This is a genomic window from Variovorax sp. P4_D9 (assembly GCF_056401695.1).
Map to the genome: position 1 here is coordinate 1 of NZ_JBFUIU010000386.1, position 8,436 is coordinate 8,436.

The following is an 8,436-nucleotide window of genomic DNA, read 5'->3' on the forward strand; positions in this document are numbered from 1 at the left end:
CAGGATGCGGAAATACTCCCCTCCAAAGCGAGTCATCTTCTTCGGCGAAGACTCGTTTTTCAGATGGTGCAGTAAGCAGCGATTTCGGGAGCCGTTTTCGCTGATTTGAGGGTGTTTTGCGAGGCTCTGATTGCCTCAGAGCCCCTGCGGACGGATTTGTCCCAACGAACGCATGCGCGTCAAGTTGTAGGCCGTCATCGTCAGCACGAACAGGTGGTCCACGCGCTTGAGTCCACGCACCATCACCTGACGAATTCCGCCCACCGTCTTGGCCCAGCCAAAGCCCTGCTCGATGAGCTTGCGCTTGCGCTGCGACAGCGCATAGCCCTCGCCCGCAGCGATGGCATCGGGCACTGCTGAGCGCCGCCCGGAAGTGTTCTGGGCCACGTGCGGTATCACGCCCATGTCCTGGCATGCCTGGACGAACTCCTGCGCGTCGTAGCCCTTGTCCGCACCGAGCGTGACCTCGGCATCCGGACTCGCGGTGGCCTGGCGGGCATCCCTGATCATCACCTTGGCCGCTTCGCGTTCGGCAAAGCCGTCGGCTTGTGTGACCATCGCGTTGGCAATCAGGCCGTGGCGATTGTCCGAAAGGGTATGGCCCATGTAGCGCAGCTCACTGGCGGTCTTGCCCTTGCGGTACAGCCGCGCATCGCCATCGGTGCGCGAGGCGTGGGTGTCGTTGCTGCGGGTCTGACCTTTGAAGCTGGTGCTACCGGTCGAGTTGTTGCCCGCATCATCATCATCATCGTCGCCGCCGCCGCCGTCCTTGCGCACGAAGCTCCTGTGGCTGGCCCACGCCTGGATGAGGGTGCCATCGACGCTGAAGTGTTCGCCCGACAACCAGCCTTTGCGACCAGCTGCTTCGACGATGTGGTTGAACAGTTCGATGATGGCGTCATGCTCGATCAGGCGTTCGCGGTTCTTGGTGAAGACACTGGGAACCCAGACCGCATCGTCCATGGCCAGGCCAATGAACCAGCGATACAGCAGGTTGTATTGGGTCTGCTCCATGAGCTGGCGCTCCGAGCGAACGCTGAAGAAGATCTGCAGCAGCATCGCGCGCAGCAGCTTCTCTGGAGCGATGCTGGGGCGCCCGCCCTTGATGTCGGCCTCGTACATGCCGGCGAACAAGTTATCCATCTTGAGCAGCGCTTCATTGACCATCGCGCGGATGGGGCGCAGCGGATGATTGGCGGGTACGAAGTCCTCGAGGCGGCGCATCGTGAACAAGCTCTCGGTGAAGGTATCGGCTCCGCGCATCGTCTGGGTCTTGATTTGCAACTGTCGGGGGATCAACTTCCAACGCTTGAGGGCTGACACGCGCCGACTGGCGGAAGAGGTATTTCAGCACCCTGTTAGGCCGTCGACCCGCCCGATGCCCGGAATGTTCAAGTCCCGGACCCGATCGAATTGCACTTCCTGCTTCAGCCGATACCCGGGCACGTAGCGCTGCACGGCAGCGACCATCTCTTTCACCGAGTCGGCGATCCGCGCCTCGTTCGCCACCTCGCTCAAGGTGTAGACGGTGTCGCGCATCATTAGGGGAGGCTCGGCCGGGTTGAGGACGATGATGGCCTTCCCGCATTCGGCGCCACCCACCATCTGGATCGCCCTGGACGTGGTTTCGGTGAACTCGTCGATGTTGGCCCGCGTGCCCGGTCCGGCCGACCGGCTGGAAATGCTGGCCACGATTTCCGCGTAGCGCACCTTCGCTACGCGGGAGACCGCGGCAACGATCGGAATCGTGGCCTGCCCACCGCACGTCACCATGTTCACGTTCGGCGCGTTCAGGCACTCGTCGCCGTTGACGACCGGCACGCAGTAGGGGCCGATCGCCGCCGGCGTCAGGTCCACCATCCGCACGTCCGGCTTGATCTCCCTTAGAACGCGATCGTTGACCACGTGAGCGGAAGCGCTGGTGGCGTCGAACACGAGTTCGATGTCACCGAACACGGGAAGGCGCATGAGGCCCTCGACACCTTCATGCGTCGTCGCCACGCCCAGGCGCTGCGCTCTTGCCAGGCCTTCGGAGCCGGGATCGATCCCGACCATCGCGGCGAGTTCGACGTGCCGCCCGTGCCGCATGACCTTGATCATGAGGTCGGTGCCGATGTTGCCGCTGCCGATGATGGCTGCCTTGATCTTTCCGCTGGACATTCGTTGCTCCTCATTCAGGCCGGCGCGAAGGCCGTTCTCACGGCACCCAGTCCAGCAATGGTTGTGTCGATGACGTCACCCGGCGAGATCGCGACCATGGGACCGAGCGCGCCGGTCATGATCACGTCGCCCGCCCGCAGGGGCCGGCCCACTTCCACCATCTTGCGGGCCAGCCACAGCGCGGCATTCAGCGGGTGCCCGAGGCACGCGGCGCCCACGCCGAGGGAGACGACCTGTCCCTTGCGCTCCATGAGCATTCCGCAGGTGCGAAGGTCGACCTCGGAGAGCTTCCTCGGCCGGGTGCCCAACGCATACAGGCCCGAGGAAGCGTTGTCGGCGATCGTGTCCAGCAGCCGGATGTCCCAGTCGCGAATGCGGCTGCCGACGATCTCCACGGCAGGCAGGACGTACGCCACCGCCGACATCAGCTGCGACAGCGTGACCTGCTCGTCGCCGAGGTCGCGCTCGAGCACCACGGCCACCTCCGCTTCGACCTTCGGCTGGAGCACGCGGTCCGCCGCGACTTCTTCGTCGGGCGCGAGTTCCATGTCGGCGAAGAGCATCCCGAAGTCGGGCGAGTCGACGCCGAGCTGCTGCTGGACCGACTTCGAGGTCAGGCCGATCTTGCGGCCCGTCAGCCGCCGGCCGGCCTCGAGGTGGAAGGTCGTATTCAGGTCCTGGACCGCATACGCGCCTGCCACGCCCATCGCGGCCAGATCGTCCCGAACGGGTGGAATCGGCCGGCCCTCGCGGGATCCGCTCCTCAGCGATGCGGCAAGACGTTCAATCGTCGCTGTGTCCATGCGGGCCTCAGAGTGCGGTTGTCAGGTGAAGGGGGTTCGAGAAGACGGGCGTCCACGGCTTCATGACGACCTTCTTGAACAGCGATGCCTTGGAGAGCGGATCGTTGGCCGCCAGCTTCGCGGCCTCGTCCTCGTTCCGAGCGTCGTAGATGAACAGCGCGCCGCTGCCGTCGGCAAACGGGCCGGCCAGGACCAGCCGATCCTGTTGCAGCAGATCCTGCAGATAAGCGCGATGCGCGGGCCGCGTCCGGGCGATGCGCTCGGGTTCGTGGGTGTATTCGACGAAGGCTGTGAATTTCATGTGAGACCTACCTGTTGAGAAATCCGATCGAGATCCATGGCACGGCCGCCACCAGCACGGTGCCGATGAAGAGCGAGGCCATGTAGAGCCAGATATGGCGCACGCCTTCGCTCGGGCTGGTGCGGCTGATGGCGCACGCGGCGTAGTAGCCGACGCCGAATGGCGGGGCGAAGAGGCCGATGCCCATCGCCAAGACGACCACCATCGAGTAGTGAACGTCATGGATGCCCAGCTCTCGCGCGATCGGGAACAGAAGAGGTCCGAACAGCACGATGGCCGGGATGCCTTCGAGCACGCTGCCAAGGAGAATGAAAGTCACGATCGAGACCGCCATGAAGCCCGCCGCCCCGCCAGGCAGCTTCGCCATCGCCGCGGCCAGATCGCCCGAGAATCCGGATTGCGTCAGGGCCCAGGCCATTCCAGTCGCAGTCCCGATGATGAGCAGGATGGCGCCGGACAAGGCCGCGGTCTCCACCAGCGCGGGCCATACGCGCCGGAGGTCGAACTTCCTGTAGATCAGCAGGCCGGTCAGGACCGCGTAGACGATGCCGATGGTCGAGACCTCGGTCGCCGTCGCGACGCCTTCCACGACGGCGGCGCGGATCACGAAGGGCAGCGCCAGCGCCGGAAGCGCCACGATGAAGCTCTTGCCCACGACGCCCCAGTCGACCCGCGCGACGCAGGGCCCGCCCGCCCTGCGTGCGCGCCACCACACCACCAACCCCAGCATCGCCGCCAGCACCACGCCGGGCAGCAGGCCGCCGGTGAACAGGTCGGCAATGGAGATGCCCATGACCGACCCAATTGTGATGAGCACCAGGCTCGGGGGAATCGTCTCGGTCTGCGCACCGGTCGCCGCCAGCAGCGCGACCATGTCGCCGTCTTTTGCTCCGCGCTTCTTCATCTCGGGGAAGAGCACCGGGGCGACCGCCGCCATGTCCGCCGCCTTGGAGCCCGAGATTCCCGACACGAGGTACATCGCGCCGATGAGGACAAATGACAGCCCTCCGCGGACATGCCCGAGCAGGTTAGCGAGGAACTGCACCATGGCCCTCGCCATCGACGTCATCTCGATCAGCACACCAAGAAAGACGAACAGCGGCACGGACAGCAGGATAAGGTGCGACATCCCCTCATCCATTCGCCCCACGATCACCATCGTGGGCGTGGAAGTGGTCAGGCTCAGATAGCCAAAGGTCGCCAGACCGAACGAGAACGCGATGGGCACGCCGGCAAAGACCAGCAGACCGACGATCACGACGAAGAACACGAGCAGGTTGGCATTCCCGAGCCCCTGCAGGACGGGCTGCAACACCACCAGCCCACCGACGACCGCAACGCAGGCGACCACCGCGGCGATCGCCATCCGCCTGCTCGACGTGGCCAGCAACCGCAGCACGCTCATCAGCAGAATGAGCCCGATGCCCACGGGCAAGGCAGCTGCCCGCCAGGCATTGGAGATGTCCAGCGCGGGCATGGTCACGAGAGCCTCCTCGCTGGCGAACTCGAACGCCGGATGGGCCATCAGCGCGAGCCACGTCATCGCGCCGACGGTGGCGAGGAGTTCGAGGAAACTCCTCGCTCCCGGGCTGGCGAGGTCCACGAGCGCGGTCATGCGCATGTGGCTGCCACGGCGGAACGCCACCCCCGCGCCCAGCATGATGAGCCAGATGAAGAGCAGAGAGGCCAGCTCGTCGACCCAGACCAGCGGGCTGTGCAAGACATACCGGCTCACGACCCCGCTGAAGAGCACGACGATCTCCGCGACGACCAGCAGCGCGGCCGGCACTTCGCACAGCGTCCCTACGGCCTTGTCGGCCGCGCAGAGTGCCCGCCTCAGATTGCTCTTGCTGCCGTCCGCTTCATTGTGATCGACGAGCTGTGAATTGACTTCGACCGCATGCGTTGACATGGCCCGCCTCCCTCAGTGCTGCGGCAGTCCGAGGACATTGGCCTGGATTTCGGGATCGACGAAACGCTCCAGCCGCTCCGGGTGCAGGACGACCGTGATCTCACACGACCCCGTGCCGACCGTCAGCCCCAGGAGATGGCCGCCGGCGCCGCCGAAGGTGCCGTCCGTCACCGTGCCATGCGCGTGAATGGAAGGCTTGCCTTCCTTCCAGGCGATGGAGCCGGTCATGTTGGCCATCTCGACGTTGCGGAAGGTCTTGGGATCGAACTGCTTGCGGGCGAAGTCGTAGAAGCCGAAGGTGGCCTCCGACATGAAGCCGATGCCGACGAAGCTAGCACTCGGAATCTTTTCCGCCTGGGCCAACTGCTCCAGGTTTTGAAGCACGTTGTCGCCGTGGCGAAGCACCATAAAGTAGCCCGTGGGCGTCTTCATGTACTTCCCCTTGAGGTCCTGCGCCGCCGCGCCCTGCGTGACCGAACAGGTCAAGGCAAGGCCCAACGCAACGAGAGATACCAGCCGCGCGAGAGTTTTCATGATGTCTCCAGGAAATTGAGGTTGAGGACTGCCGCGGCAGTGGCACAGCGGCCACCGACCGTCGAATCGCATCGGAAGGAATCGGGGGGCCGCTATGCGAGTTGGCCCGCGTATTTCTCGAGCAGCGCCCAGGTTTCGGCCGGGAACTTCTTCTGCCAGTCCTTGTAAAAGCCGGCCTTGCCGAGGTAGGTGCGGAAGCCCGCCAGCTCGGGCTGGTTGAAGACCATTCCCCGGCCCTTCAGGTCATCGCGCAGCCGGGTATTGAGCGCGTCCACCGCCTGGCGCTGCTTGAGGGCATAGGCATCGAAGGTTGTGGACGTCAGCTGCCGAAGGTCCTCGGGCAGCGCATTCCACGTGCGCATGTTGCCGACGAGCCAGAAGCCGTCCCACACGTGCGAGGTCAGCGAGCAGTACTTCTGCACCTCGTAGAGCCGCTGTGTCTCGAGGATGGTCAGCGGATTCTCCTGGCCGTCGACGATCCGGGTCTGCAACGCCGTATAGGTCTCCGCCATGTTGATGCCGGCAGGCGCGGCGCCGAAGGCCTTGAACAGCGACGTGAGCGCGGGGCTCAGCGGCACGCGGATCTTGAACCCGCTGAGGTCCTGCGGTGACTGGATCTGCCGGCTGCTGCTGGTCACCTGGCGAAAGCCGTGGTCCCAGATCTTTGACTGGGGCACCAGGTTGACCTTGGCGAACGCGGCCCGGATGTGGGCGCCCAGATCGCCGTCCATCGCCTGCCACACATGCTCATAGCTTGGGAACGCGAAGCCCACGCCGCTGATGGAGGCAGCGGGCACCAGCGTGCCCCAGATGAGGCCCGCCGTGCTGACGAAGTCGATCGCGCCCGAACGGACCTGCGAGATCATGTCCGTGTCGCTGCCGAGCTGGCTGTTGGGAAACACCTGGATATTCAGACGCCCGTTCGAAGCGCGCGCAATTTCCGCGGCGGCCGCGGTGAGGTTCGCGGTGGTCGGATGGGTGGGCGCCAGCGCGATGCCCAGCTTGTAGTTGTAGGCCTGGCCAAGCGCACGCGCCGGCGTGGCGAGCATCAGGCCCGGCGCCGCGGAGGCAGCCGCGATGCCCATGCCGCGCCCGAGCACCAGGCGGCGCCCTCTGTTGATTTCGCTCATGACTTGTCTCCTTTGATTTTGATCTCTTGTGTGCTTGCGGATGCAGTGACGACGGGTGTTACGCGGTCGCCGACTTCCTGTTGCTGAGGTACTTCGAGAAGCTCCTTGCGCCGTCCCAGTCCTGTATGAGCGTCAGTCGCCGCTTCAGGAAGAGACCGTCCGCCACCCGCTCGGCAAAGGCCTCGAACGTCTTTGTGGGGTCGTCGATCTCGAAGACGAAATAGACCTTCGCCTCCTCGTTCGACAGCCATGGGCCCGCCAGCAGGCGCAGGTCGCCAGGCAGGTTGTGCGGCCTCACGCCAACGCGCAGCTTGCCGAGGAAATCGACGACGCCTTGCATCGTCCTCGGTGACATGTCGCGCAGCCACACTTCGTTGAAAAACTTGGGCATCTTGCTATCTCCTTGTCAGTTTGAAGTTCAGGCCGCGGTCACGCGATCCGTGTACGCCCTCATCTGCTCCCAGCCCGAGAGCAGCGTGAGCTTGCGCCGGGCGAACAGGCCGCTGACCACGCGTTCCGCATAGGCGTCGAACATCGTCGACGGGTCGTCGATCTCGAAGATGAACATCACCTTTGCTTCCTCCGCAGAGAGCCAGGGACCCGCGACCATGCGCAGGTCGGGCGGCAGGTTGTCCGGCTTGGTTCCGACGCTCAGGTTGCCGAAGAAGGCCACGGCCTCTTCGATGAGCTCGGGCTTGATGTCCCCGAGCCAGACTTCGTTGAGAAACAAAGGCATCGCTGTCTCCAGATTGAGTTTTCGTGCTGCAACCTCTGCAGCGCGATGTCGGAAGAATAGGGAACGGTGCTGCCCTGTCATAGATTCAAATCGAGATATCAGCCTTTCCGCGACGTGCGCCGATCCAGGGGCAAACCCCATTGCTCGGGCGGTCACGCGAAGTTGTGTCCTACAGTGACCGGCGCCCCTCCTCCCCTCCTCTTCACGGGACGAACGAATGACAGCATCAGATACCACGCGGTTCATCCGCACGAACAACGGCTACCTCATGGTCCTGCGACAAGGCGATGACRTCTTTGCGCAGCTGATCGATCTGACCCACCGTATGCGCATTCCGAGTGCGAGCCTCGTGGGTCTCGGCTTCGGCCACGCGACTTTCGGCTTCTGGGATGCGCGGCAGCGCAGGTTCAATCCGCGTCACTTCGACAACGTCGAGATCGGCAGCCTGGTGGGAAGCCTCGCCTGGAAGGACGGCAAGCCGCTCCCCCACCTGCATGCCGTGGCATGCGACAGCACATTCGCTGCCTACGGCGGGCATCTGCTTGCTCTGGAGGTCGGCACCGGATCCATGGAGCTGACCATCACGGTTCACGCTCAGACCCTGCAGCGGCAGACCGACGAGCGCACGGGCGCTAATGTGCTCGACCTCTGTGGTGCGGCAGGCGGCGAACAGGTGGGTGGCTGCGGTTCCTGATTCCGTGGCGCCGAATGCGAACCGAGCAGAGACGGCGCAACTCCTGATCGACCCGACTGCGATCTAGTACAACATCCCGCAACTATTGAGACTTCCATAAATCATGACATCACCACAGCGTGGCCTGCACCCAGCAGGCGGCGATGATCGAGGGGCGCTTCTGAGC

Annotated in this window: 9 protein-coding genes and 1 pseudogene; 1 reads left to right on the plus strand and 9 read right to left on the minus strand. The window is 64.3% G+C overall.

Features of this window, described 5'->3' with window-relative positions; all coding sequences use genetic code 11:
* Positions 1 to 135 precede the first annotated feature (135 nt).
* From AC1DY5_RS32010 to AC1DY5_RS32050, 9 genes and pseudogenes are all read right to left on the minus strand, one after another.
* The gene (locus AC1DY5_RS32010; RefSeq protein WP_478118022.1) at positions 136 to 1,263 is read right to left on the minus strand and encodes an IS5 family transposase; all 1,128 of its coding nucleotides are present in this window, start codon (positions 1,261 to 1,263) and stop codon (positions 136 to 138) included.
* A gap of 96 nt (positions 1,264 to 1,359) precedes the next feature.
* Positions 1,360 to 2,160, minus strand: a pseudogene (locus AC1DY5_RS32015) (acetaldehyde dehydrogenase (acetylating)); the annotation flags it as partial.
* A 14-nt stretch (positions 2,161 to 2,174) separates the two neighbouring features.
* A complete protein-coding gene (gene mhpD / locus AC1DY5_RS32020; RefSeq protein ID WP_478118024.1) occupies positions 2,175 to 2,963 on the minus strand; it encodes a 2-keto-4-pentenoate hydratase in 789 nt (262 codons plus the stop codon).
* A 7-nt stretch (positions 2,964 to 2,970) separates the two neighbouring features.
* Complete coding sequence (locus AC1DY5_RS32025) at positions 2,971 to 3,264, minus strand: YciI family protein (protein ID WP_478118026.1); 294 nt, start codon at positions 3,262 to 3,264, stop codon at positions 2,971 to 2,973.
* A gap of 7 nt (positions 3,265 to 3,271) precedes the next feature.
* Positions 3,272 to 5,176, minus strand: coding sequence for a TRAP transporter large permease (locus AC1DY5_RS32030; RefSeq protein ID WP_478118028.1), 1,905 nt, complete (start codon positions 5,174 to 5,176; stop codon positions 3,272 to 3,274).
* Positions 5,177 to 5,188: 12 nt separating this feature from the next.
* Positions 5,189 to 5,710: a PPC domain-containing DNA-binding protein gene (locus AC1DY5_RS32035; protein WP_478118030.1), complete on the minus strand. Its 522-nt coding sequence runs from the start codon at positions 5,708 to 5,710 to the stop codon at positions 5,189 to 5,191.
* Positions 5,711 to 5,802: 92 nt separating this feature from the next.
* Positions 5,803 to 6,840: a TRAP transporter substrate-binding protein gene (locus tag AC1DY5_RS32040; RefSeq protein ID WP_478118032.1), complete on the minus strand. Its 1,038-nt coding sequence runs from the start codon at positions 6,838 to 6,840 to the stop codon at positions 5,803 to 5,805.
* Between the two features lie 58 nt (positions 6,841 to 6,898).
* On the minus strand, positions 6,899 to 7,231 hold the full coding sequence (locus AC1DY5_RS32045; RefSeq protein ID WP_478118034.1) for a hypothetical protein: 333 nt from the start codon (positions 7,229 to 7,231) through the stop codon (positions 6,899 to 6,901).
* Positions 7,232 to 7,258: 27 nt separating this feature from the next.
* On the minus strand, positions 7,259 to 7,576 hold the full coding sequence (locus AC1DY5_RS32050; protein ID WP_478118036.1) for a hypothetical protein: 318 nt from the start codon (positions 7,574 to 7,576) through the stop codon (positions 7,259 to 7,261).
* A 268-nt stretch (positions 7,577 to 7,844) separates the two neighbouring features.
* Here AC1DY5_RS32050 and AC1DY5_RS32055 point away from each other — a divergent pair, with 268 nt between their 5' ends.
* On the plus strand, positions 7,845 to 8,270 hold the full coding sequence (locus AC1DY5_RS32055) for a PPC domain-containing DNA-binding protein (RefSeq protein WP_478118038.1): 426 nt from the start codon (positions 7,845 to 7,847) through the stop codon (positions 8,268 to 8,270).
* Positions 8,271 to 8,436 lie beyond the last annotated feature (166 nt).